This is a genomic window from Bradyrhizobium retamae, from assembly GCF_001440415.1.
In the GTDB taxonomy this organism is placed as follows: domain Bacteria; phylum Pseudomonadota; class Alphaproteobacteria; order Rhizobiales; family Xanthobacteraceae; genus Bradyrhizobium; species Bradyrhizobium retamae.
Window position 1 is genome coordinate 13,205 of record NZ_LLYA01000185.1, and the last position, 25,420, is coordinate 38,624.

Here is a 25,420-nt window from a genome sequence, read left to right on the forward strand (position 1 = left end):
TGAGGCTCTAAGGATAAGGACCTGTTAGCCCTGGGTCGGCAACGATTGGCTTGTCTGTATTCACCGGCGACAGCTCGCTGGTTGTGCTATCGCTCAGGAAGTGATCCAGGGTGGCTTGAATCTTCTCTTTCACTGACTCCGGGCCCCGGTCGCTCATGTCGGTATGCTGGAATTTCGTGTTGACGATATCGATGCCCTCCGCCTTGATCTGATCAGCAGTCGGCAGAACGCCAGGATCGGTTTTGAAGTTCGGGTCTTTTGACCGGAATGAAAGGATCTTCAGCTTGTCGCTGAGCACGAACGGAACGCGCAGATTGTCCAGCGTGACAATTTTCGATACCAGTTTCGGATGATGCTTGGCGCAGTACATGGCAATGTCTCCGCCGTTCGAATGTCCCACAAGCGTCAGGTGGTTATAGTCGGCATTCGGCTGCAACTTTTTCAATTGCCCAAGCGCAAACAGAATGTTGGCTTCACCTTTTTCATATACTTCGCGCCGGCCGACGTAAGGCAATCCGACCTTGGTCATTAACGGCGGGTCGGTCGGAAGATCCTGTTGAATGCTGGCAACCAAATATCCCCTAGCCGCAAAGACATTGGCCAGGAACGAATACTCTGTATTCTTGACGGTATTGCCGTTGCTGATGATGGCGACCGGAAGCCTCCAGTAACCGGCGTCCGCCTTCATCTCGTAGTCGCGACGCACCGCAAGATCCACGGAAATTGGCCGCTGTCGCGTGGCATCGAAGAAATTCAACGTCTCATGTCGAATGGCCCATTTGCTGGCGATGAAATAGACGCTACCGACGAGAGCGCAGACGCAGGCGAACACTGCAAATGCCCTCTTCATCGTTTCCATCCCGGTCACTGTTCATTCAACAGATGGTGTTGAAACGCGTCGGGGGCGGGGCAGGTGCTACGTCGCGAAATTAAATTTATGAAAGCTACTGCCCCGCTGCAAAGCACTGCGACGGCCGGACTGATCCGCGGGACCGGGTCGGCACATATACTAACTGTCAATCGGCGATCACCGAATCGTAATTGAGACGCAAAAGCTCGATAGTCGCAACCGCAGTTGTCTTCACGCACGAGATACCCCTTGGTTACTGCGTTGGGGTATCCAAACTGTAGTAGCGCCCATGGCATCACGTTCGAACGTCATCGACCGATCAAAGCGATGCAGGATGGGCGCCACCGTCTATCAGCGAAATTTTGCGGGTGGTGTAGCTGCGGATGCCGAGGCAGGCAGATCGCGCAGGCTCTACCTTCCCATCACCGGCTCTGTCGGGGGGACAATTCCGACGACTTCACGCCAAGGTCCGCCATTGTTTGCCGGTTCAGCCGGCCATCGGCCCGGATATCCTTGCTGTGCTGAAACTGCTTGAGGGCGTTGCGAGTCTCGGGTCCCCAGCGGCCATCGGCCGGTCCAGCTCGGAATCCGTCCTTGTCGAGCGTTTGCTGAACCTGTCGGATCTCTTGTCGGGGTAAACTCTGAGGGGAAATCGGCCGATCGCTTGCGGCGCTTCGGGCTGTTTGCGGCGAGCTGTTTTGCCGGCTTTGCGCGCTCCGCTGTGAATCATTTTGGGTTTGCGCTTTCCCGCTGTTTTGCGGCTGCATTTGATGGGCTTGGGTTTGATGCTGCTGCATATCGCTTGAAGCAGCGAAGGCGGGTGTGCCGATCACGGTCGTTGCGAGCAACGCAATCGCGAATTTTCTCATGATGATTCTCTCGAGTTTGAGTTGAAAAGCCGCAGGGTACTCCGGCTATGTCGTCAACGCGGATCGACCCACGTTGTTGCCTCGAGTTCGAGGATGAGCGAATGAAAAATGTGTAAGGTTAGGCTTGTCGAGATCGCGAGGTCGCGGATGACAGGTTGATCTGGACGACTACTCTAACCGGAAGCTATCGGTCGGGCGTCGCTCAGGAGCCGTTCATGAAAACATCGTCATGACGGTTTGAATGTGATCGGTCGCGGCCGCCAAAAGCTCGTTGTAACTGGTATGCCCCTGCGCGGCAGCCTTGAGAATGCATTCGGCGAGAAAGGCCTTGGTCGCTGCATTGGAGACCTCGGGAGGCACCCTCGACATCACGTCTTCAAGCGCCGTCCGCATAAGCGCAACGAGGTCGCGATCGAATTGTGGCACGGTGACATTCCAGTTCTGCAGTCTCTGACGACATTCTTGGCTGTCCTCGGGGCGCGCCACGCGCGTTCGCAGACTGCGCCGTGGCTTCGCTCGGAGCCAGCAAAGTACGCTGCCCGGTTTGAGTAGGCCGGGGCAATGTCCTCATCTATCGATGAGTCAGTCCAGGAAGTGTCGATGCAACGACACGTGAAATCAACTTAATTCCACCTGAAGCGATGATGAAATCGAAGTATGGTTCGAATCGTCGGTGTTTGGCCGATCAATTAGGCGCGCCCCCGCGATCTCGATGAGGGTCAGAACGTTATCGAGTAGAGGAGCCTTTCGGGGCCCCTCCTGAGCTCGATGCTGCATGAGTGGTGCGCGGTCCGAGTTCTTTTCGATCCAAGGAATCAGGCTCGACCAAATCGGTTTCCATCGAAGCTGCCGCCACACAAGAATGATGTGCTGCGAACCGGTGTTCGACCGGATGGAATAACGAAAGTGAAGCGTAAGAAACTGGTTTCCGTGGCGCGGGCTCCATGAATGCAGACCGCCCGCTTTATACTTTAGTGCAAGCGCTGCGGCGATGCTTGCGCTCGCTGCGAGACAGGCGGAGCGATCTCGCCTTCGGGATCGAACGGATCGGCCTCTTGTCCCTGAGGTTCCCCACCGTCGTCGCGTGCGTCGCCGCGGCGCTGGTCGTCATCGCCGGGTTTGGCATTCCGCGCATCCGGATCGATGACTCACTCAGCCAGCTGTTCCGTTCCGATACACCTCAGTTCAAGCAATACGAACTGGAGTCGCACCGCTTTCCCTCCAGCGAGTTTGACGTTCTCGTAGTTGTTGAAGGCAAATCACTGCTGGAGCGCGCTTCGCTCGACCGCCTGCGCAACCTGGTGACAGACCTGCAGCTCATCGATGGCACGCGAGGCGTAATCTCGCTGTTTTCGGCGCGCGAGCCACCAACGGGCGGCCAGCCGCCTGCACCCCTTGTCCCCGACCAGTTGCCGCAAGGTGAAGCCTATCAGAAGCTAGTATCCCGCATAACCTCTAACGAGATCATCCGCGGCAAGCTTTTGTCGACTGACGGTGACCTTGCCCTGGTCGTGCTGGCGCTCGACCCCCACGCGGCGCAAGGCGACACGCTCGCTGCGATCGTCCAAGAAATCCGCACCACGGCTGACCGTGATCTCACCGGAACAGGGCTAAAGGCAAGCCTGACCGGCGTGCCGGTCATGCAGCTTGAAATCCGCCATGCGCTTGAGCGCGACCGGATCATCTACAACGCCGCGGGATTTGCCGCCGGATGCCTCATTGCGATGCTGTTCTTCCGGCGGGCATCGTTCATGGCTGTTGCCGCGGGGCCGCCGCTGATCGCGATCCTGCTCGGGCTCGGCGCCTTGGGTTGGCTCGGTTTCAAGCTCAACATCTTCCTCAACGTCATGACGCCGCTGATCATGGTGATCAGCTTCTCCGACAGCATGCAGCTCACGTTTCTGGCCCGTGACAGGATGATCGCCGGCAAGAGCCGCTATGCTGCATTTCGCGACGCCATCACTGTCGTGGGGCCCGCCTGCGTGCTGACGCACGGCACGGCGGCCCTGTCGTTCATTGCGCTGCAGTTCACGCAGTCCGACCTGATCCGCGCCTTCGGCAAGGCCGGTCTGATCGCGACCGCCATTGCGCTTGTGACGGTGCTGCTTCTGGTGCCGTTGTTCGGCATTATCCTGGTGCGCGATGAAGCCGGCCTTGCCGAGAAAGCGCGGCGCGCCGATCGGGCGGTGGATAGCTTGCGCCTTGCCTGTGGCTGGATTGCAGGCCGCATCGTTTCGCGCCCAGGCCTTTACACGCTGCTCGGGCTGATCGCCGTGATCGGGTTCGGATCGATCTACACGCAGCTGCAGCCGCGCTACCGCCTTTCCGACCAGGTGCCCGACCGCGGTCAGGCCGTCGCAGCAGCGGGGCGTCTCGATTCCGAGTTGACCGGATCCAACCCGATCAATGTCATGATCCAGTTTCCAAAGGGCGCGTCGCTCTATGCACCGCAAACGCTCGACGCCATCGCCGAAGTTCACGGCATCATGGAACGCCAGCGGGGCATCAGCAACGTCTGGTCGCTTGAGACGCTCCGGCGTTGGCTGGCGAGAACGGGCGAGCCGGATGCGCCGACATTGAAGCGCTATGTCGACATTCTTCCTCGATACCTGGTCCGGCGGTTCGTCTCGGCCGATCAGGATGCCGTGGTCGTGGCCGGGCGCGTCCCCGACATCGACGCCAGCCAAATCCGCCCGATTGTTGGCCGGGCGCTGGGCGCGGTGCGCATGCAACATCCCGGGTATACGATTTCCGTCACCAGCCTGTCTGCGATTGCCGCGCGCAACAGCGCAAGGATGATTGAAAAGCTCAATCGGGGACTGACCGTGGAGGCGGTCTTCGTCGCCGCGTTCATTGGCCTCGCCTTCCGATCTGTTCAGGCGATGCTCGCCAGCATCCTGCCTGCGGTGTTCCCGATCGTGGTCGCCGGATCGCTGTTGTGGATGCTCGGAGACGGTCTGCAATTCGCCAGCGTCGTCGCGCTGACTGTATCGTTCGGGCTGGGATTGAGCGCCACGATCCACTTCCTCAATCGCTTGCGGCTCGAGGAGCTTCAGGGCGATGGCTCGGAAGCCAGCGTCAAGCGTGCCACCATTCTGGTCGGACCGGCCATGATCCTGACATCGGTTGTCCTCTCATGCGGACTGATCGTGACCGTGTTCTCCAATCTGCCGGCGCTGCGAATGTTCGGCTGGCTTAGCACCTTCGCGATGGTTCTTGCACTCATCGCCGACTTGACGATCCTGCGCCCCACCATCACGTTCCTGCGATTGGCGTCCGAATGGGCCGGCCGTGGTCGCCAATAGGCGCATTAATCGGCCCTACGCGTTGCCGGTCATGCGTAGTATTTCGCTTATTGTGCTGTCGGCTGAAGAGGCGAGTGCGTGCGAAGCTGCGTTGAAGTTGAGCCCGAACTGCGCACCAAGCAGCGGCATGACGATGAACAGCCCGACCAGGATGATCAGACCATATGGCTCAAGTCTGGCGACTGGCATTGCCAGCCTGAGGGGGAGTATGCCGACCAGGATGCGTCCGCCGTCGAGCGGCGGGATCGGAAACAAGTTGAACAGGCCAAGCACAACATTGATGATCAACGCGTTCTGCAGATTATCGATCAGAAATTGCGATGCCGGCGACGGCAGGTAGCTTGTGACATGGAAAGCCAGGGCTGCGAGCACGGCGAGCGCGAAGTTCATCGCCGGACCCGCTGCCGCGACCAGCACCATATCGCGCCGTGGCCGACGCAGCGCTCCGAAGTCGACGGGCACGGGCTTTGCGTATCCGAACAGGAACGGCGCGTGCAGCAACAGCAGCATCCCCGGCAGCAGCACAGTGCCGAACGGGTCGACATGCCTCAAAGGGTTCAAGCTCACGCGCCCGAGCCGCCAGGCCGTATCGTCGCCCAAGAGGTGTGCGGCGAAGCCGTGCGCGGCCTCGTGGAAGGTGACCGCGATGATCACTGGAAGGGCCCAGATTGTGACGAGATAGATAGCGTTGCCGGTCACTGCGCGAACTCCCTGGAGCACGGTCGAAATGAGCTTTGCAGGGCAGGGCGGGTCCGAAGACCCGCCCTGCGGAGGTTTGCCGCCTGGCGCGACTGGGGAGGCGCGAGATGCGCAAGCGGACCCTCCTGTCGTCAGCCGATCGGTAGGGCTACGAATTTTGTTGCCTGAGAGGTCTTCACCCTCATCAGGACGTCGTGCTTGCCTTGGGCTTCTGCATCTATAAGGGCCTCACGGATATCATCTGCATTGCTGACGGCCTTGCCGCCGATGTCCAACACCACGTCACCGGTCTGCAAGCCCTGCTCGGCGGCGGCGCCCTCAGGGTCGACGCTCGTCACGACGACGCCTTTATCGTCGGAGCCGGCGACCTCATCCGCGGGAGCAACGTCAGGCCAAGGTGGGGAACGTTGTTCGCGCGCTTGGACTTCTCTTCGCCGTTGCTGGCCTGCCGATCCTTTGGCGTTGTGCCCAACGTCACCGTCAACGTCTTGGTTTCACCCTTGCGGACAACGTCCAGCTTGACCGAAGTGTCGGGTGCCGCCGCCGCGATCTGACGCGCCAGCTCTCGCGAATCCTTTATGGGCTTGCCGGCTACCGCGGTAATGACGTCGCCCGGTCGGATCCCGGCCTTGGAAGCCGGGGCATTCGGCTGAGCGTCGTCTACCAACGCGCCGTGCGTGCTCTTCAAGCCAAGACTGTCAGCAATCTCGGAAGTGACCGGCTGTATCTGCACGCCGAGCCATCCGCGTGTCACAACACCCTTGTCCTTGAGCTGGGCGATCACCGATTGGGCGGTTTGCGCGGTAACATCGAAGCCGATGCCAACTGATCCGCCTGACGGAGAATAGATCGCGGTGTTGACGCCAACTACGTTGCCGTTCATATCGAATGTCGGCCCGCCAGAGTTTCCTTTGTTGATTGGGGCATCGATCTGCATATAGTCATAGGCGCCCGATCCGATCTCGCGCGCCTGCGCCGATATGATGCCAGCGGTTACCGTGCCGCCGAGCCCGAAGGGATTGCCGACCGCAACGACCCAGTCGCCGACGCGCGGGGCGCTGTCTTCGAATTTGACATAGGCGAAATCGCTCTTGCCATCGACCTTGATGAGCGCAAGGTCGGTTTTCGGGTCGGTGCCGATGACCTTGGCCGTGTATTTCTTGCCGTCATCCGTCGTCACCTGGACCGATTGGGCATGATCGACAACATGGTTGTTGGTTACCGCATAGCCGTCCGGCGTGATGAAGAAACCCGAACCGAGACCGGTGATGATCTGATGCTCCTGGGCGCCGGGTGGCAAATCACCGAACTGGCGGAAGAACTTCTCGAATGGTGACCCCTTCATGGAGGGTGGAAGATCTTGCGTGTCGTTTTGGTTCGTGCCGGCTGACTCAGCCTCTTGATCGATCTTGACGCGAACCGCAATGACCGCGGGCTTCACCTTCGCGACCAGATCGGCAAAGCCGCGAGGGCCCTGCTGGGCTTCGAAGGCGTGCGCGGCAGACGGCCACCACGCGCCGCTGAGCCTATCAGATGCCAATGAACCGAAGGCGACTGCCGCTCCGACAAGCGCAACCGAACTGAGCAACGTCAAGCGGCGCCCGCTCAGAAGTTTTCGCTGCTGCGGTTGTGCCGAATTATTCGCCTCTGTCATGATGAAGTCTCCGAAATTTCTTCTGCCCGCTTCGAAAAAATAATCGACGAACATGAAGGTGTCCTGTCGGGGCAATTAAATATTGGACATCCGGATTGATGATCAGGCGGCAAGCACTGCTTGGCCTCCCGCAAGTCGCGACGCTCGACGCGAGACCTGCATGCCGGAGTGATTTGCGGCCAGGAAAGCTTGATCACGAGGCACCGCACCATCGCGGCGAACCGCGACGGTGCGGGTAGGTCCTCGAACGCGGAGGCCGGATCGTCAGCTCCCGATCTTGCCGCTCTGCACCGTGCCGAATCGCTCCCAGGTCTGGCCCTTGAACCGCATCAACTGCAGCTGCTGAATTGGCGCAAACTCCGTCGGGCTGGTGTTGACCTTGATGCCAGGCAGCAACAGTCCAGGGTCGTAGTCCCTCAGGTTGGCCGCGTGCTTCATGACGTTATCACGGCTGAGATCGTCGCCGCAGTGCCTGAGCACTTGGACCATCGTGCGGGCCACGGCGTAGGCGTAGACGTTGTTGGCGTCGCTCTTGTCAGCATTCGGGAGGTACTTGTCCATGAAGGCGGTCCAGAGTTTCATCTCTGGATCGTCCTTCCATTGCGGATCGGTCGGATCCTTCAAGTAGGCTGCAGAGATGATCCCTTGGGCCTTGTCGAAGCCCGCCGGCTTGATCACGCCTCCGACCGAGGAGCTCACGTTGTTGAGGATGAACAGCGGGTGCCAGTTCAACTCGTTCGCTTTGGTGATCGACTGGGCGGCGAACTTCGGTGTCGCGATGTCCACGAAGACGTTCGCTCCGGAGGCCCGCAGGTTGACCATCTCGGAGTCGATAGTCGGCTCGTTAACGTCGTAGGATTGCTTGGCGACGATCAGATTCGCCTTGGCGCCGAGCCCGTCCTCCAGTCCCTTCAGGTAGTCCTTGCCATAATCGTCGTTCTGATACAGCACCGCGATCTTGGCATCCGGCTTGTTCTGAAGAATGTACTTGGCATAGATGTGGGCTTCGGTCTGGTAGCTGGGTTGCCAGCCCATCGTCCACGGAAATTCCTTCGGGTCGTTCCACTTGGTCGCGCCTGTCGCGACGAACAGCTGCGGCACCTTCTTCAAGTTCATGTATTTCTGGATCGCCGTATTTGTCGGCGTGCCCAGCGAATTGAAGATCAGAAGCGCCTCATCGTCCTCGACCAGCTTTCGTGCCTGCTCCACGGTCTTGGGCGGGCTGTATGAGTCGTCATAACTGATGAAGTTGATCTTGCGTCCGTTGACGCCACCGTTGTCATTGATTTCACGGAAGTAGGCAGCTTCGGCGGTGCCGATCACGCCATAAGCGGAGGCGGGACCGCTATAGGGCATGATATTCCCGATCTTAATCGAAGTGTCGGTGACGCCGGGATCGTATTGTCCGGCTTCGCCTTGCGCGAAAGTAGCACCGGCAGCCGCAAGCAATCCGATCGCCGCCAATGCGACGACAGGGCGATTGGGACTCATCTCTCTTCTCCTTGAAAAACTTGTTGAAGCAACTCTGCCCTTGCGCGCCTGAACGCGCGCGCGTCAAAGTCGGTTCCATTATCGCAGTGTCGGCATGCAAGGAGAGCTGGCACGAATTGCCGAGATCGTGGGATGCTCGGATTGGCAGAGTGCGCCGCCATCGGGAGGAAAAAAGCCTTGCGGTTGAAGAGGCTGAACGGAACGCGATATGGCAATTGCTTGCGCTCGCGTACGCAATGAGCGCTTCAGGGCCGCCCTCTGCCATAGAATTAAATTTTCGACAGAATTACAGCAGTGCGCCGAGGCACGTTAGGCGCTGTGGTCTTTCGTAGCAAAAGACAAGGCAGGCGACGAATTCGGGAGTGAACTCGGACCGCAGAATGCACGCACCTAACATCTCAGTGCGAGCTCCGAGCTATTCGGCGGCTTTTGGCAGGTGCTGGAGCGCGTCGCCGAGCGGCTTTGCTTGCCGCGGCCGCCCCATCAGGACGGGCTGGAACAACACCGCGGCCGCCATCGTGCACAGCAACGCGAGCGCCATCAGCTTGCCCATGCTCGACATACCCGGATAGTTAGATGCCCACATGCTTCCAAATGCAGCCGCGTTGGTCATGGCGCTGAAGACCACAGCTCGCGTGAGCGTCGATTGCAATAAGCCCGTTTTTCCGGCGCGCCACGCCATCATGTAGTAGATCTTGAAAGCCACTCCAACGCCCAATAGTAGTGGAAGGGCAATGATATTCGCGAAGTTGAGAGACAGGTCAAAGATGACGCTGAGCTCGAGCGTCACGATGCCGGCGAGCAGCAGAGGAATGAGCGTCAGGAGCACATCAGTCACGCGTCTTAACGCGACGAACAGCAGTATGGCGATGGCAAGTAGCGCCAGCACTCCCGCCTCAACAAAGGCCGTTATCACGGTATTTCCGGACTCGTAGTAGCTGATCGCGGCACCTGTAGCCAGCGGTGCGGCGCGGAGCACGGCGGTTGCAAATCGCCGCAGGACATTGGCGTTATTGGGATCTCCTCTCGGCATAACCTCGACGCGGGCTCTGCCGTCCGGCAATACCCAGTCGCGGACCAGAGTTGGCGGCAGCGTCTTGATGGTTACCGCCTCGGGTGCAAGTTTCTTGCGAAGCAGATTCAGATCGTAGGTCAACGGGGGCACGAGCGCGGCCTCGGCCTTGCTTCGAAACTCGGGAGCAGCGCTCGCGAGGCGCGCGAGCAGGCGTGAGACGTTGAGAGCGGCCTCCGCACTGGGGCCATTACCTTTTGCCGCAGCTTTCGCCAGAGCATCGGCGGCGCTACGGATCGCTGCGATCGTTTCCTGATCGTCGGGTACAGGGGGATGTCTCGCGGGATTGAGAGTACCATGGAGTTCCTGCGAGGCAGCTCGCAAGGCAGCGATCTTCTGGTGTTGCTCGCTCGGGACAAAGCGATCCAAGGTCAGGGTTTGAGAGACCTCGGGCAAGGCTGCCAGATCCTTCGCGGTGCTCACAGCCTGTGGCTCGGAGGGCTCGAGTATCTCGGCGTCGCTGGCACTGGCTTGCGGCTCGTTCTGCAGTTGGCGGTAGGTCACCACCGAGGGCGATGTCGAACTTTGCAGGTCGACGGGGTTGAAATCGAACCGCGAATGCAGCAGCAACGGCGTCCCCGCCAGGACCAAACCGATGGTGCCGACGATCACCGCAATGCGATGCCGTTGCAGGAAATCGTCCAGAGGTGCGAGCCGGCCGAAGCCTACCGGCGCCACTTCGCCGCCTGGATTGAGCACAGCCAGCATCGCCGGCACCAACGTGATGCTGCAGGCGAAAGCTATCAGCATGCCGCAGCCGGCAATCAGGCCGAGTTCCGAAAGCCCCTGATAGCTGGTGGGCAGGAAAGCGAAAAAGCCGACGGCGGTAGCCGCTGCCGCCATCGCCAGAGGATTGCCGGCTTTCCGCGCCGCGCTTCGCAACGCGCGTCGCAGGCCGCGTTCCTCATGTCGCTCGCTGCGATAGCGCACGCTGAATTGAATGCCGAAGTCAACTCCCAACCCGACGAACAACACGAAAAAGGCGATCGAGATCAGGTTGAAAGAGCCGACCATTGCGAGGCCGAGTGCCGCAGTTGCGGCGAGGCCAACCATCAGGCTGAAGAGCACCGCAACGATGAGTTTCCAGGAGCGCAGTGCGAGCCACAGGGCTACCAGCACGCCGAGCAGAGCGGTCAGCGTATCACGCAACGCGCTGTTGCTGATCACGGAGAACTGATCGTCATTCATCGGCACCTGGCCAGTCAACTGAACGGTAGCGCCGAGCTTGCTCTTGAGATTCAGGTCGGTCGCAGCCTGGTGAATTGCCACCTCCGCGGCCCGTCCGGGCTGGAGCGCATTGAAATCAAGCTTGGGCGCGACTTCGATGAAGTGACGAAGCTCCCTGGTCGGCAAGGAGTGGCCCTGCAGCAGCTCCTGCCAGGAGAATGATGCCGGTTTTCCTGATAGCACGTCGCTCATTGTCCGATTGGCGAGCGAAAGTGGCCACTCCAGTTGATCAATCCTGATCTTGCCGGCCTGAACGAGGTCAGCGGCGAATGATAGCGCCTTCATGATGCCCCGAAGGCTTGGGTCCCCGGCCAGCTGCGATAGAAAGGGCCTCGCCTCGGCAAGCCCGGCAATGCTCTTCCCTATCTCCGACGGGGAAGCAAAGAGCAGTTCATTGCGCTCGAAGAAATCGCCACTGTCGGGCTGCCCGATCGTGCTGAACTGGTCGCGGTTCTTCGAGAGGCTCTGCGCCAGTTCGTCGGCAGCGATCTCGGCATTTTCGGCCGTTGGAGCCCTCACGACGGCGGAGATTGCCTTCTGCGGAAAGGCCTTGCCCAGCTCCAGTTGACGTTGATGCCAGGGTAGATTTTGCGAGATGAGCCCTTCGATATTGGTGTCTATGGAAAAGCGGGTTGCATCAAATACGACCGTTCCGAGCAGCAGCACCGCTGCGAGCGCGATCACGATCCATTTGCGGCGGGCGCAGAAATCGACGATTTGAACGATCGTTTGGGTCATTGCGAACTCAGACTGAAAATCTTGACTCTCCCGCATCCTATTGGACGCAACAGCAATGCGTCCGGTGCTGAGCCGGTCGGAGACGAAGCCAGCGTAGCTTGGTGGGACTCGCTATACCAACCACGATCGGCAAGCAGACAACTCAACAAGTGGCTCTGCCGCGCAAGGCGTGCATCGGCAGAGGAATTAAATTTTGGAAAGTTCGGCGCGCCGCTTGTCCGAGCCAGGAACTGTAGACACTGGTCGGCACTTATGATCCCGAAAGGAAAGAAGACCGTGAGCACGCCTGCGCGTCTGCTTAGCATCATCGCGATCGCCGTCTTGGCTATCTCTGCGCTCATCATTCAGGGGGAGGCGCACGGCGACGGATTTCATGAAGGGGCACCCGTCGTGTGGCCATTCGTGCTTGCCGATCTCTATGGCGGAGAATTCGGTGCCTACGGTCCGGAGATTTACGCGCCCGACCAGACCTATCTGCAGACCTATCTGTATGGCGGACCGCCGGCGGCGCCCTACGCAGCCGCCAATAGGGAGCCGATCGTTCACTAACGGGTCGTGTTGTACGAGTGGTGAGGAGAAGACGAGTGATGACAAAATTTCGCCTGCTCATTGTGAGCGCCCTCGTGGCCACAGGCGTTACTGCCGTATCCATAGTTACCGCCATCGCGGTGCAGGGCACCGAACCTGCCGCTTCGGATCTCGCCTTGCTCTCCGGCGTGATACAGCTCGTTCAACGCGACTACGTGCATCCGATCGGCTCGGACGAATTAACCAAGGATGCCCTCAAGGGAATGCTTAGCCGTCTCGACCCGCATTCCGACTACATGGACGCGCAGGAGTTCGAGCAGTCCCAGGCAGACATCGCGGGCCGGTTTGGCGGGCTCGGCATGCAGATTTCCGAACAGGACGGAATACCCAAGATCATTGCGCCGATCGACGGTACACCGGCGGCTCATGCCGGGCTCGAACCGGGCGACGAGATTGTCCTGATCGACCACTCAAGCACACAGGGGGTGAGCTTGCGCAAGGTGGTGGGCCTGCTGCGGGGCGATCCCGGATCGACCGTGACGCTCACCATTCTGCGCGGCAAGCAGCAGCCATTCGATGTCACGCTGACGCGCGAGATCATCAAGGTCAACTCGGTCAAATCGAAGCTTGAGCCTGACGGGATCGGCTATGTCCGTATCAGCCAGTTCGGCGGCGACACTGCGGACGGATTCAAGAAGGCCATCGCCGGCCTCGAGCGCGACGCCCATGGACACCTCACGGGCCTCGTCCTTGATCTGCGCAACGATCCCGGCGGGCTACTTTCCGCGGCCGTCGATGTTGCCGGGGACCTGCTGGACGGCGGGTCCGTGGTTAGCATCCATGGCAGACAGGCGAGCGAAGACCAGACCTTCCAGGCTCCTCCGCATGGAGACATGTTGTCCGGCACCCCTGTCGCGGTCCTGATTAACGGCGCTTCCGCGTCGGCTTCGGAGATTGTCGCCGGAGCTCTGCAGGATCGCCACCGCGCCACGGTGATGGGGACGCAAAGCTTCGGCAAGGGATCGGTGCAGACCATCGTTCCGCTGAAGGGGCAGGGCGCGGTGCGGCTCACGACGGCGCTCTATTACACCCCCTCCGGACGCTCGATCCAGGGTCAAGGCATTGCGCCGGATGTCCTTGTCGACGCGCCAAAGGAGCAGCAGATCAGCGGCGGCCCCCTGCTGCGGGAAGGCTCGCTACACGGAGCTTTCACAAATCCAGGACCGCTCAACCGCATGCCGGGCGCAGGCGGCACACAAGTCCGGGTATCACAAGCCAAGTCTGCCTATTCCGCGCCGATCAAGGCAGGGCTCATCGGCAAGCCGGACGACGCGCAGCTCAAGGCCGCGCTCGCCTATCTGGAACGGATCGAGGTGAGGAAGGCCCAGTCGACCGACCAGACACAGGTCGAGGCCGGAGCGAGGTGACCGCTATCAAGCCGAGCGATCAGTCGCCGCTGCGAGCTTTGCGTCCCACCACCAGATATCGGGAAAAGCCGACATCCCGTATGTTGGCATGAGGTCCGGCTTCGCGAACCGATTCCACCGCGCCGTGCGGACCAGAACGCGTTGAGAGAAAATATAACATCCAGCGGTACAACTGATGTGTGCCCAGGCAGGCGTTGCCTAGGTCTGTCGCACGGCCTCTTCGAGATCGATGTTCTTGGTCTCCGGTGTCGCCAGGATCGCAACGATCGCCAGCACGGCATAGGCCATGACCAGAAGGCCGATATAGCGATAGGCCTGGTGAATGCCGTAGGCGTTCAGGATGAGACCTGCCAGAATGGGGATCAACCCGCCGCCATAGACTTGCGCTATCTGGTAGCCGGCGCTCGCGCCCGAGGCACGATAGCGGGTCGGGAAACTCTCGGTGTAGAAGGCGGGAAGCGCGCCGTAACCAAAGCCGAAGACAAAGCCGAACCCGATGATCTCGCCGATCGTGGCGCGAAGAAAACCTCCGCTATTGATCAGGTGGAAATAAGGAATGGCAAAAACCAGAAAAACGACCGCGGCGATCAACAGGACGGTGCGTCGATTGATCAGGTCGGCGAGCAGTGAGCCGACAATCATGAAGACAAGCATGAATGCCGCTGCGATCAGTCCGATTACTTCCGGCGTCGAGCCGCTAAACCCGACCGCCTTCATGTAGCTCGTGCCGAACACGAAATACAGAAAGAACGCACCGCCGAACATGGCATTGACGAGCGAGGTGCGCAGGATCGTGAGCGGCATGTCGCGCCAGACCTGCATGGCCGGATAGTCAATAATTGCGCTCTGCGCCCGCTGCCGCTCGAACAGAAAGCTGTCTACGGTACGCGTGCGAATGACGATGCCGACGATCGCGACCAGGAAGCCGAACAAGAACAAGACGCGCCAGCCCCAGATCGTGAAGCTCTCCGGTGTCATCAGCGATTTCACCGCGATTACCGAACCAAAGCCAAGCAGCAGTCCGATCGGGATGGCAAAGCCGACCCACGCGCTCCAAAACGCCCGGTGTCGCGAGCGCGCCGCTTGCTCGATCACCCAGGTCGAGGCCGTGCCAAACTCGGCGCCGAAGCTGATTCCTTGCGCCAGGCGAAGCAGGATCAACAATACCGGCGCGGCAATGCCGATGGTGTCATAGCCCGGCGTGAGCCCGATCAGCAGCGTGCTGACGCCCATCAACACCAGCGCATAGACCAGTGCATCCTTGCGTCCGTAGCGGTCGGCGAGATGACCGAAGATGTAGGCGCCGATCGGGCGGATCACGATGCCGATGCCGTAGACGCCGATTGCAGCAGCAATGGCCGCAAGGGCCGGAAGCTTGAAAAAGACATCCCCCCAAACAGTTGCGGCGATCACGCCGGTGACAAGGAAATCATATTGCTCGATGACCGAGCCGATGATGCTTGCTAACGCCACCTTGTAGATACTGCCCTTGGATGGGTCCGCGTCGCTGCCGTTCATCTTAACTCTTCTTCATCTTCATTTGCCGCCAGCGCCGCGCCCGGACAGTGTGATCTGCACAAGGTGTCCGGGCGCGGGCCCAACAGCGCAGCGAGTGCTTTGTTCCGCACTTTCGAATTGTCCCGCCTCGGACAGGCATGCGGCGACAGCGTCGCCGCATGGAGAGAAGGAGCGTCTAGCATCGCCAGAGATTGACGCGCGCGGAACTCCCGCACCGGGTTAGCGTTCAACTTGCGACAACGGCAGCGCCGTTGCCCAGTATCGACAACCAACGACGCGACCTACGTCCGACTCCCGATGGCAGATAGGAATAAGTTGTATTTCGTAATGCCTGCCGAGTTGGCACGGCCGATCGGGCGGCGGTTGGGGAGTGTCTCGCTGTGAGCCTTCCCATCGGCACTCCGGACGGCGCGCTAACTTCGCCAAGTCGCCGACGCTCACGGCTTCTTTATGCCGCCCAAGTAGTTTCCGGCATATCCCTTGTCCTGGTGACCTTGCTGGCCGCAGCAGCATGGTCCTTGCGCGGCGTTCATATTCCTGACACTGCCGAGGTGACGTCGCGACGCGTCATAGAACTGCAATCGGCCGACGGTCAGGATTTGTGGCGTACAGGACATTTGAAACTGTCGCCAGTCGATGCCAAGGAGATGCCAGCAGATGTGATCAATGCCGTCCTCAGCATCGAAGACCGGCACTTCTACCAGCATGGCGCCATTGATGCGCTCTCGGTCCTGCGCGCGCTGAGGGAAGATATTGAAGCGGGAAAGATCGTCGCGGGAGGAAGCACCATCACCCAGCAGTTGGCCAAGACCCTCTTTCTCAGTCCGGAGCGAACCTACCGGCGCAAGATCCAGGAGGCGGCAATCGCGGCCTCGATGGAGCATCACCTGACCAAGGACCAGATTTTGACGAGCTATCTCAACAACGTCTATTTCGGTTCGGGTGCAACGGGTCTTCCTGCTGCGGCAAAGCTATATTTCGGCAAGAAGCTCGCTGATCTAGACTTGCCGGAGACAGCGATGCTCGCGGGAATGATCAACGCGCCGGCAGCGGATGATCCGCTTCACGACCTCGATGCCGCGCGCCGGCGGGCCGCCATTGTGCTCGACGCAATGGTGGAGAACGGAAAACTCACGGGACAAGCGGCGCTGGTGGCAAAGCTGCATCCCGCTACCCCACGCTCTCCCGAAGTCTCGCCGCCATCGGCCGGCTGGTTCGTCGATTGGATCTACAGCAAGGCCGCCGCTGTCACGCCGCCGTTTGGCGGCCCGGTTCAAATCCGCACGACGCTCGATCTGCGTTTGCAACAATTGGCAGACAAGGTTGTGAAGTCGGCGCTCGCCAAGTACGGCAAGGGCAAGCATGTCGGACAGGCCGCGCTGGTGGCCATGCGGTCTGATGGTGCCGTCGTCGCGATGGTCGGCGGACGCGATTATTCGCAGAGCCAGTATAATCGCGCGGTGCAGGCCGAACGGCAGCCGGGCTCGGCATTCAAGCTGTTCGACTATTATGCGGCCTTGCGCCAGGGCTTTACCCCCAACGATGAAATCCTCGATGCACCGGTCGACATTCATGGATGGCGACCCGAGAATTATGGGCGCCGCCACTACGGCGAGATTACGCTGGCCGAAGCGTTCGCCGATTCCCTCAATGACGCCGCCGTCAGGCTGTCGCAGGAAGTCGGCATCGACCAGGTGATCGCGGCCGCGCGCGACCTCGGCCTGCGTGCTCCGCTGCAGAACAATCCGAGTCTCGCGCTCGGCACATCCGAGGTGACCCTGCTCGATCTGACCTCGGCTTACGCTTCGGTACGCGCTGGCGAGACACCAATCCATCCTTGGGGCATTTCCAGCCTCAAGACGCCGAACGATCGGGATTACGTGCCGGTCGCCTCTTCCGGCGACCCGCGGCACAGCCTCGCAAAGTACCAGGATGAGTTGATCGGCCTGTTGCAGGGCGTGGTTGAGCGCGGCACCGGCCGGGCGGCCGCGCTGGGGGGCTTTGCGGCCGGCAAGACTGGGACGAGCCAGGACTATCGCGACGCCTGGTTCATCGGCTTCGACGATTCGCTGATTGTCGGCGTCTGGGTCGGCAACGACGATCACAGTCCGATGAAAGGTGTGGTCGGCGGCTCACTGCCGGCAAAGATCTGGAAGGACTTTATGCAGCAGGCGAGCACGCCGACGACTGCCGAAGTCGCTCCGACGCCGCCGCGCGCGCCGACGTACCCGCAAGAGCCATCGATCCTTGCCGATCAAGGCAGCCCAGCGCTGCCCGCCGAAGGGCAGGGCGCTCAGTGCAACATTCCGGTCTGCGAAGAATTCTATCATTCATTCCGCGCCTCGGACTGCACCTATCAACCGTATGGGCCACGGCCGCGACAATACTGCGCGAGATGAGCATTCGACCTAAGCGCGAACTATCCTTCTGCATTCTTAATCTTTGGACATGTTTTACGCGCGGCGGAACGCCCAATACGTCAACAGCATTGATAGAAGTAGCGCCAGCAAGGTGCGCCGGATAGGGAAGTCTTGGAAGCAGCAGCGCGATGTGCGGCCGCTTCGCCCGGACTGCGGCTCAGCTTGCGATCCGGGCGGCTGACTGCAAGACAGGATTCGCGATGACCACGGCAAGCCAGTTACGACGTGGAGGCCGTGCCTTCGAGCCCTTCAAGACAGTCATCGAGGCGGTCCTGATCGCGATCGTGATCCGCAGCTTGCTTTTTCAGCCGTTCAACATTCCGTCCGGATCGATGGAGCCGACATTGCGGGTCGGTGACTACTTGTTCGTGTCGAAATATAGCTACGGCTATAGTCGGTATTCGCTTCCGTTCTCGCTCCCATTCTTCAGTGGCCGGATCGCAGCGGTGCAGCCGCAGCGCGGCGACGTCGTCGTGTTTCGGCACGGCTCGGTCGATTTCATCAAGCGCGTGATCGGCCTTCCCGGCGACCGCATCCAGGTCATCGATGGCGCCGTCTACCTCAACGGCAGGCAAATCGAACGGAAGCGCATAGCGGATTTCGTGGGCCGCAATCCCTGTCGCCCATCGGCACCAGGAAGTCCGCCGGTCGAGGTCCCGCAATGGCGGGAGACCCTGCCAAATGGCGTGTCCTACGACACGTTGAAGTGCAGCGCTCTCCCTGCATTTCCCGACTCTACGTCGGTCTACACCGTGCCGCCCGGGCATTTCTTCATGATGGGGGACAATCGCGAGAACTCCGAAGACAGTCGCTTTCCCGATGTCGGCTACGTGCCGTTTGACGATCTCATCGGACGAGCCCAGGTCATCTTCTTTTCCGTGACGCCCGCACAGTGGGCTTGGGAGGTTTGGAACTGGCCGTCGGCGATACGGTGGACCAGGTTGTTCAGCATCGTCAGGTAGCCAAATGCAGTCCTCGATCCATCTTCCAGCGGGAAAAGCTCGAACACCTCTTGGTTTTACGTCTGAGCGTGCCGGGAGAGGATTTGGTCGGCTTCAGCCGAAAAGAGCTGTGGCCGCGTCGGAAGGAAAGGACGATCCGGGCAGATCGACGAGCGGTCTCTTCGCAGAGCGGCCCTACTATCGCTGGCTGGTCGTCGGTACGGTGTGTATCGGGGCTTTCATGGGGCAGCTTGACGCCAGCATCGCTCAGCTCGTGCTGCCGGTGCTCGAACGGGATTTTCATCAGCATTTGAGCGATATCAGCTGGGTCGCGCTGGCCTATACGCTGACGCTTGCGGTCCTTCTGCCCGTGTTCGGCCGGCTTGCCGATGTGTACGGCCGCAAGACGCTCTATACCGCCGGATTCCTCGTATTCATTCTCGGATCTGGCCTGTGCGGCGCCGCGCCGAACCTTTTGTCTCTCGTTGGCTTTCGCGTCCTTCAGGCGGTCGGCGCTGCGCTGCTGCAGACGAACAGCATCGCCGTGGTCGTTATGGCGGCCGGCCCACGCTATCGCGGCCGAGCCATCGGCGTGCAGGCCTCGGCGCAGGCGGTGGGGTTGAGTGTCGGCCCGGCGCTCGGCGGCCTGCTGATCCACATGCTGGGCTGGCGTTGGGTGTTCTGGATCAACGTCCCATTCGGCTTGCTGGGCGCCGTCATGGCCTGGTTCGTGCTGCCGCAGATGAAGACGCAACGCGGCGATCGCCAATTCGACTGGGGTGGGGTGGCGTTGCTTGCGCCGGCCTTGATCGCTCTCGTACTCGCGATCGATCAAGGCCGTCTCTGGGGCACCCGTTCGTTTGCATTCGTCCTCTGCATATGGGCGCCGATGGTCCTGCTGCCGCTGCTGCTTTGGTGGGAGCGCCGGCAGCGTTCGCCGCTGGTCGATTTAGCACTATTTCACGAGCATTCCTTTTGGGCGGGCAATCTCGCCGGGTTACTTTCCTATGCAATGCTGTTCGGCATGTTCTTCCTGATGCCCTTCGTCCTCGAACGGGCCTTTGCAGATGGGGCTTTGGCCACCGGCATTGAGTTGATGGTGATCCCAGGGGCACTGGCAATGGTGTCACCGGTAAGTGGGGCGTTGTATGATCGGTTTGGTCCCCGCCCGCTCACCGTCACAGGCATGGCGCTCGCGTTCTGTGCCTGTGCGTGGCTGGCCCTGGAAATCGGCTCCAACACCACCGGCGCGCCCCAATTGACTGCGGCGCTCGCGCTGTTCGGTCTTGGCGAGGGGCTGTTCACGTCACCGAATAACAGTGCCGTCATGGCGAGCATCCCGGAAAAAGACATTGGACAGGCGGGCGGACTCCTCAACGTGACGCGATCGTTCGGCACAAGCATCGGTATCGCAGCGTCGACGGCCGTATTCTCCTGGCGCCTTCACGCCGCCACGGGCGCCAGCCTTGGTCCGCTGCGCGCACCGCCGGGGGCACTCGTGCTGGCGACGCAAGACGTGCTCGCGATGTTCGCCATGTTTGCGCTGATTGCTTGTATGTTGTCTTGGACGGGCCCGCGCAGCAGGCGGCCGCTGAGTGCCGCCTTGGGCCGCAAGATGAGTAAAGTTTCACGCAACTCCGTTGACGGCGGCTCGTTGTCAAAGTGATCCCATCAACCAAAGGAGAACACCAACATGCGAAAGCTTGCTCTTGCAGGGATAGCTCTCGTCTTGCTGGCGCCGCTCGCCTATGCGGCGCAGAGCGACGGCCAACATCAGGATCTGAGAGCCCATCTCGATGATATGCTGAAGACTTCGGGTTATACGGACGTCCGTATTGCACCTGAAGCCTATGTGATTCACGCCAGGGATGCGGACGGCAACTCCGTCGTCGTGTCGATCAGCCCGGATTCCTTTGCTGAACTCAAGACGGTCGGGCTGGAGAATTCCTCGTCGCGAACGGCCCAGCCATCCGCCTCCGGCAAATATGTAGAGCTACCGAAGACCGATGAGCTCAGCTCAAAGCTTGTCGGTCTCGACATCTACAGCAGTTCGAACCAGGACATCGGGCAGATCAAGGACATAGCGCTCGATCCGCAGGGAGACGTTGCAGCTTACATCGTTTCGGTCGGCGGCTTCCTGGGAGTGGATCAACATTACGTCGCGGTGCGCCCGTCGGCAGTCAACGTCACCTACGATGCGTCTGCGAAGAAGTGGCACGCGGCCATGGATGCGACCGCCAACCAGCTCAAAGCCGCGCCGGAATTCAAGTATAGCGGCCGCTGGTCCTCCAATCCGATTTGAGCCCACTCAGTCATCGTCGCCGGCTGCGGCTCAGCCGGCGGCGATGCTTTTCGAACTGTGGATGGCTGCCGACGCAGAAGGGAATGCCACCACCTGGTGATCCGAGCCCGCGTCGGCGAGGGAATCTGAATGATCCGGCTCGAAAAGCTGGAGTGTCAGCCTGCAAGTCAGGCCACCGCTGGCGAGCTCGACATGAACCGAACCATTGAAGCGCTTGGCGACGGCGTCGAGCAACTTGGTGCCAAAACCCTTCGACCCTGGCGCGCTTAGGCCCGTCACGCCGCGTTCGCGCCACGTCATGTCCAGGCGTCCTGAAACAAGTGACCACTCAAGATGGAGGGAACCCGTGGCTGTTGCGAGCGCGCCATACTTGGCCGCATTGGTCGCAAGCTCGTGAATGAGAAGGGACAGCAGGGTCAGGGTTTCGCGTTCGCAGTTGAAATCGGGGCCCGAAACGTGGACACGAGAGCTGCCGAAATGTGCTAGTTCGCGGTCTATTAATTCAACAAAATTGCTGGACCCCTGCGCCCGTATCAGGACGTCGTTGGTATCGGCGAGCGCCGCAATCCTTGCGCAGAGCTTGTTTCTTAACTCCGGTTGGTCATTTACAGAGTACCGAATCACGGTTTGCACCACAGTCAGCGTGTTCTTCAGACGATGAGCAAGCTCATTGGAAAGCAAGCTTCGAACTTTATCTGCTTCTTGCAGAAGGAGTGTCAGGCGCCGGTAGCTCTCGGCAGACCAGATGATGACAAATGATGAAGCGCCATAGAGCCCGAGGCTCACAACTATGGTTGCAGGACCTCTAGCCGGGTCTTTGTCCGGAAGCAGAAACAGGAGGGAAGCGAGAATTCCCCCCGCGAGCGCCGAGATCGCGGCGCTGGTCCAGCCGCAAACAAGAGCGATAACCACCGTCGCAGCATAGTAAGGTGCGAAGACTGTGCTTTCCGGACCGACTTCTCCGAGCAGTACTCGAATTGCGGTTGCCAAACATACGCACGCGAGCGCAAAAGCAATCCCGCTCGACGATCCCGGACGAAGGCCGGTTGTCCACAAGCTAGTCCAACGATCGACAGTCCAAGCAACAACCCGTGCTGCAGCCTGGCGCATCTTGGTGGTCCTGCGCGGATGATGATCGCGCGTCGAAAGCGTGTATTCGGCCATGGTGCATCGACAGGTTTCAAGTTAAACTATACGGAGCTTCTTAACATTCCCGTGAATGCCTTCGTAATGTCCTGAAGATGCGATCCGGAGACGGCCTATCGCAAGACCTACGACGGTGAAGCGCTGCTTTCATGTCAGAGAACGCCTTCGCTCGCCGGGACGACATCATCGCAACCAACGCGACTCCAGCAACGCTCAATCGCGCGCCGATAGTGATGCCGCCGATTTGCTACCAACGCCACGATTTCATTGGCCTCAACTGTAGATCATGACAACCCACGAAAAGCGCAAATAAATCCTCCGGCAGAGACGCTAAGCGCGCCCCATTCCGGCACCAGTTCGAAGTTCGCATCTTGATCGGATCTGAGGAAAATGCCTCTTAACATTTGGAAAGAATCGCGAAGGTACCGTCAACACTCACTGATCAAGAGCGGGATCACCAGACAGTGCTCGTCAACGCAGCAATCAGGGCAGGGGGCGTTACCAGCAGACCGAGCTTGAGGAAGGTCCATGCGCCGACCTCGATCTTCTCGCGGCGGAGCGCAACCAGCCATAGGAGGGTGGCGAGCGAGCCGGTGATCGACAGGTTCGGTCCGAGATCGACACCGATTAGGGTGGCGCTAACAACAGGCGCCGGCAAATGAGCGCTGGCCGCGACCGAACCCGCCACAAGGCCGACGGGCAGATTGTCGGCGAGGGCCGTGGCAACGCCAGCGCTCCAAGCGGCCTGGGTCACAGATTGCGCAAGCGCTTGGTGCAATAACGCGCCAAGATGGCCGATCACGCCGGTCTTCACCAGCGCTTCCACCATGACAAACAAGCCTCCGACCAGCGGCAACACTCTCCAGGACACACTCTTGAGGACGGGCAGGGGCGACTGGCGGCTCAGCACCAGGACCGCGCCAGCGGTCACGGTGCCGCAGATGAAGGTCGGTAGTCCCAGTTGCTTGTCGAGCGCCGAGGCTGGACCAGCACGACACCGATCGCGACTGTGTATCGGCTCCGAATATTGGCTCTGACTCACTTTTGATGCAGTTTGGGAGATGTCTGGCGTTTTGATTGCGGAGAATCAGCGCCATGCAGCAAGCACTCCAGCGCTCCAGTCTGGTGCCGCGTGGGTTTGTTGTAGAGAGTGCGTACTACGAAGGCGATAAGGCCGTTGTTGTGGTCCGGGCGTCCGGAAGTGTTGGTCTGTGTCCGTCGTGCGGAACGGTTTCCCGACGCGTCCATAGCCGCTACCGACGGCGCGTGACCGATCTTCCGCTCTCGGGGCGGATTGTAGAGCTCCTTGTGATCGCTCGCCGCTTCCGCTGCGACGCTGTCCTGTGCGGGCGCCAAATCTTCACCGAGCGCTTCGCCGAAGGCGTACTGGCTCCCTCGGCGCGACGCACGGCGAGACTGGACTCTATCGTCCACCACCTCGGCCTGGCGCTTGGCGGTCGACCCGCAGCAGGTTTCGCAAAGCGGCTGATGCTACCGTGAGCAAAGACACGCTCCTGCGCGTGGTCCGACGCCGCAGCCGCCCGCCGGCTGATCCTCTCAAGGTCATCGGCATTGACGACTGGGCTTGGCGGCGCAACCACCGATACGCCAGCATTATCTGCAATCTGGAAAGGCGCCGGATTGTCACGCTGCTGCCGGATCGTGAGCCCGCGACCGCCCAAGCCTGGCTGGCTGCTCATCCCACGATCACGATCATTGCCCGTGACCGTGGTGGGGGATATGGCGAAGCTGCGGCAAAGGCCCTGCCGCAGGCGGTACAGGTCGCGGATCGATGGCATCTGATGGAGAACGCCAGTCGGGCCTTCCTCGATGCGGTTCGGAAATCGATGCGCCCGATCCGCAGCGCGATCGGGGCAACGACAATCGATTCCAAACTGCTCACCGCGGCCGAGCGCCTCCAGTATGAGGGTTATCTCCGCCGCGAAGAGACCAACGCAACTATCTTGGGCCTGTCGAACGGTGGAACGCCGATCAAGCAGATCGTGCGCCAGACCGGCCATAGCAGGAAGCTAATACGACAGGTGATCCGTGGCGAACGCCACGATATCTTCCGGACGCGGCAGAACTCACTCGATCAGCATCTGCCATGGCTCGACGAGCAATGGGCAGCCGGTTGCCGAAACGGCGCTGAACTTTGGCGCCGTTTAAGGGTACGCGGCTTCCGAGGCTCTCTTCGCGTTGTCGGCGAATGGACGACCCGCAGACGGCGGTCCGAAAAGGCCGATATCGAAAACCTCCACCGGATCCCATCGGCCAGAACAATCGTTCGTCTTATGACGGTCGGACGGGATACGCTCTCCAAGGCGGAGACGATCACTGTCGCTGCCGTCGAAGCTGGCGTTCCCACCCTTGTCGAAGCTCGAGAGCTCGTAGCCGAATTCCACAGGATGATCCGGCGCAGAGCCGCCGCTGGGTTGTCATCCTGGATCGAGCGCGCTCGCGCCAGCCTTGTCGCCTCATTCGCCCGCGGCGTAACGAACGATGAAGCAGCGGTTCGAGCGGCAATCACGTCGCCCTGGTCCAACGGTCAGACTGAAGGTCAGATTACTCGCCTCAAGCTCGTCAGACGTCAAATGTATGGCCGCGGGAAAATCGATCTGCTTCAAGCCAGACTAATAGGTGCCGAATGAGTGAGCTGCACCAAAACTGCGTCAGAGCCAATGTTGGAAGCCGATGGGGGTCAAAGGTCGGTGCCTATTCACATCTTAGCAGGGCGTGATCTGGTTGAGAGGATATGAAGTGGCGCCTAGAGCGGCCGAAATGGTAGCCATGGCGCTCATGTGCGGGTTGCGACCAACCACACCGCGATGCGCCGTGGCACGAGCTCTGGCCTTGCAGTGCAGGAATCCGAGGGAAGCGATCATGCCGCGGCCCTCACCGGACGGTTACGTATCAGCGACAATTGTGGACCATGGAAGATATTGTGACCCTGATCGATACCCGCGATGGGTCAATCTCGTCATTTTGACCATGCGCCGACCACTTCCGGGCTGGCCCTATAAGCAGGCGTTTTCAGCGTCTTTCGGCATGTCTCAACGGCCAAAAGGCGACATAGCTGGACGTGCCGCCCTTCGTCCGCTCCCCCTTAGGAGGGGATCTTCCGCGAATGTTGCCGCGTTCGAACAGCGATCGGCAACACAGCCGCCGCTCCACCTAGAACTGGATGAACCCTCGCCATTTCATTGCTTTCTCCGAGGCGCTCAGGACCTGAC

At 60.3% G+C, this 25,420-nt stretch carries 15 protein-coding genes and 3 pseudogenes; 8 read left to right on the forward strand and 10 right to left on the reverse strand.

Annotated features, from left to right (window positions below):
* Window positions 1-7: 7 nt before the first annotated feature.
* The 3 genes from CQ13_RS31245 to CQ13_RS31255 all read right to left on the reverse strand — a co-directional run bounded on the left by CQ13_RS31245 (window position 8) and on the right by CQ13_RS31255 (window position 2,145).
* The gene (locus CQ13_RS31245) at window positions 8-850 is read right to left on the reverse strand and encodes an alpha/beta hydrolase (RefSeq protein WP_057846673.1); all 843 of its coding nucleotides are present in this window, start codon (window positions 848-850) and stop codon (window positions 8-10) included.
* Between the two features lie 422 nt (window positions 851-1,272).
* Window positions 1,273-1,719: a peptidoglycan-binding domain-containing protein gene (locus CQ13_RS31250; RefSeq protein ID WP_057846662.1), complete on the reverse strand. Its 447-nt coding sequence runs from the start codon at window positions 1,717-1,719 to the stop codon at window positions 1,273-1,275.
* A 213-nt stretch (window positions 1,720-1,932) separates the two neighbouring features.
* The gene (locus tag CQ13_RS31255; protein ID WP_245309441.1) at window positions 1,933-2,145 is read right to left on the reverse strand and encodes a hypothetical protein; all 213 of its coding nucleotides are present in this window, start codon (window positions 2,143-2,145) and stop codon (window positions 1,933-1,935) included.
* Between the two features lie 518 nt (window positions 2,146-2,663).
* Here CQ13_RS31255 and CQ13_RS31260 point away from each other — a divergent pair.
* Window positions 2,664-5,024: an efflux RND transporter permease subunit gene (locus CQ13_RS31260; protein WP_082637743.1), complete on the forward strand. Its 2,361-nt coding sequence runs from the start codon at window positions 2,664-2,666 to the stop codon at window positions 5,022-5,024.
* Window positions 5,025-5,039: 15 nt separating this feature from the next.
* Here CQ13_RS31260 and CQ13_RS31265 read toward each other — a convergent pair whose 3' ends face one another.
* From CQ13_RS31265 to hpnN, 4 genes and pseudogenes are all read right to left on the reverse strand, one after another.
* Entirely contained in the window at window positions 5,040-5,723 is a 684-nt protein-coding gene (locus CQ13_RS31265) for a site-2 protease family protein (protein WP_057846664.1), read from the reverse strand.
* 131 nt (window positions 5,724-5,854) lie between these two features.
* A pseudogene (locus tag CQ13_RS31270) lies at window positions 5,855-7,377 on the reverse strand (Do family serine endopeptidase).
* Between the two features lie 264 nt (window positions 7,378-7,641).
* Entirely contained in the window at window positions 7,642-8,868 is a 1,227-nt protein-coding gene (locus CQ13_RS31275) for an ABC transporter substrate-binding protein (protein ID WP_057846665.1), read from the reverse strand.
* Window positions 8,869-9,283: 415 nt separating this feature from the next.
* Complete coding sequence (gene hpnN / locus CQ13_RS31280; RefSeq protein ID WP_283807545.1) at window positions 9,284-11,941, reverse strand: hopanoid transporter HpnN; 2,658 nt, start codon at window positions 11,939-11,941, stop codon at window positions 9,284-9,286.
* Window positions 11,942-12,181: 240 nt separating this feature from the next.
* Here hpnN and CQ13_RS31285 point away from each other — a divergent pair, with 240 nt between their 5' ends.
* Together CQ13_RS31285 and CQ13_RS31290 are read left to right on the forward strand one after the other, a co-directional pair.
* On the forward strand, window positions 12,182-12,454 hold the full coding sequence (locus CQ13_RS31285) for a hypothetical protein (RefSeq protein ID WP_156434013.1): 273 nt from the start codon (window positions 12,182-12,184) through the stop codon (window positions 12,452-12,454).
* Between the two features lie 38 nt (window positions 12,455-12,492).
* Entirely contained in the window at window positions 12,493-13,860 is a 1,368-nt protein-coding gene (locus tag CQ13_RS31290; RefSeq protein WP_057846667.1) for a S41 family peptidase, read from the forward strand.
* A gap of 198 nt (window positions 13,861-14,058) precedes the next feature.
* Here the strand turns inward: CQ13_RS31290 and CQ13_RS31295 are convergent, their stop codons facing one another.
* The gene (locus CQ13_RS31295; protein ID WP_057846668.1) at window positions 14,059-15,378 is read right to left on the reverse strand and encodes an MFS transporter; all 1,320 of its coding nucleotides are present in this window, start codon (window positions 15,376-15,378) and stop codon (window positions 14,059-14,061) included.
* A gap of 380 nt (window positions 15,379-15,758) precedes the next feature.
* Here CQ13_RS31295 and CQ13_RS31300 point away from each other — a divergent pair, with 380 nt between their 5' ends.
* From CQ13_RS31300 to CQ13_RS31315, 4 genes are all read left to right on the forward strand, one after another.
* Window positions 15,759-17,777 carry a PBP1A family penicillin-binding protein gene (locus CQ13_RS31300; RefSeq protein ID WP_156434014.1) on the forward strand — a complete coding sequence of 673 codons (2,019 nt, stop codon included), beginning with the start codon at window positions 15,759-15,761 and terminating at the stop codon, window positions 17,775-17,777.
* A gap of 221 nt (window positions 17,778-17,998) precedes the next feature.
* Window positions 17,999-18,760 (forward strand): signal peptidase I, encoded by a 762-nt coding sequence (gene lepB, locus CQ13_RS31305; RefSeq protein ID WP_057846669.1) that lies wholly within the window; start codon window positions 17,999-18,001, stop codon window positions 18,758-18,760.
* Window positions 18,761-18,869: 109 nt separating this feature from the next.
* Complete coding sequence (locus tag CQ13_RS31310; protein ID WP_057846670.1) at window positions 18,870-20,405, forward strand: MFS transporter; 1,536 nt, start codon at window positions 18,870-18,872, stop codon at window positions 20,403-20,405.
* A 27-nt stretch (window positions 20,406-20,432) separates the two neighbouring features.
* Window positions 20,433-21,041, forward strand: coding sequence for a PRC-barrel domain containing protein (locus CQ13_RS31315; RefSeq protein WP_082637746.1), 609 nt, complete (start codon window positions 20,433-20,435; stop codon window positions 21,039-21,041).
* Window positions 21,042-21,071: 30 nt separating this feature from the next.
* On the opposite strand, the gene CQ13_RS31320 is transcribed toward CQ13_RS31315, so the two are convergent.
* Window positions 21,072-22,205: a sensor histidine kinase gene (locus tag CQ13_RS31320; protein WP_082637747.1), complete on the reverse strand. Its 1,134-nt coding sequence runs from the start codon at window positions 22,203-22,205 to the stop codon at window positions 21,072-21,074.
* A 436-nt stretch (window positions 22,206-22,641) separates the two neighbouring features.
* Window positions 22,642-23,195: pseudogene (locus tag CQ13_RS31325) on the reverse strand (SLC13 family permease); the annotation flags it as partial.
* An 87-nt stretch (window positions 23,196-23,282) separates the two neighbouring features.
* On the opposite strand from CQ13_RS31325, the pseudogene CQ13_RS31330 reads away from it, so the two are divergent.
* Window positions 23,283-24,838, forward strand: a pseudogene (locus CQ13_RS31330) (ISL3 family transposase).
* Window positions 24,839-25,420: the final 582 nt, after the last annotated feature.

Excerpts from the sequence above, each read along its gene's own strand:
- CQ13_RS31245 (WP_057846673.1), bottom strand. The coding sequence starts at position 850 with ATGAAGAGGGCATTTGCAGTGTTCGCCTGCGTCTGCGCTCTCGTCGGT.
- CQ13_RS31250 (WP_057846662.1), bottom strand. The coding sequence starts at position 1,719 with ATGAGAAAATTCGCGATTGCGTTGCTCGCAACGACCGTGATCGGCACA.
- CQ13_RS31260 (WP_082637743.1), top strand. The coding sequence starts at position 2,664 with ATGAATGCAGACCGCCCGCTTTATACTTTAGTGCAAGCGCTGCGGCGA.
- CQ13_RS31275 (WP_057846665.1), bottom strand. The coding sequence starts at position 8,868 with ATGAGTCCCAATCGCCCTGTCGTCGCATTGGCGGCGATCGGATTGCTT.
- hpnN (WP_283807545.1), bottom strand. The coding sequence starts at position 11,941 with ATGCGGGAGAGTCAAGATTTTCAGTCTGAGTTCGCAATGACCCAAACG.
- CQ13_RS31290 (WP_057846667.1), top strand. The coding sequence starts at position 12,493 with ATGACAAAATTTCGCCTGCTCATTGTGAGCGCCCTCGTGGCCACAGGC.
- CQ13_RS31295 (WP_057846668.1), bottom strand. The coding sequence starts at position 15,378 with ATGAACGGCAGCGACGCGGACCCATCCAAGGGCAGTATCTACAAGGTG.
- lepB (WP_057846669.1), top strand. The coding sequence starts at position 17,999 with ATGACCACGGCAAGCCAGTTACGACGTGGAGGCCGTGCCTTCGAGCCC.
- CQ13_RS31315 (WP_082637746.1), top strand. The coding sequence starts at position 20,433 with ATGCGAAAGCTTGCTCTTGCAGGGATAGCTCTCGTCTTGCTGGCGCCG.
- CQ13_RS31320 (WP_082637747.1), bottom strand. The coding sequence starts at position 22,205 with ATGGCCGAATACACGCTTTCGACGCGCGATCATCATCCGCGCAGGACC.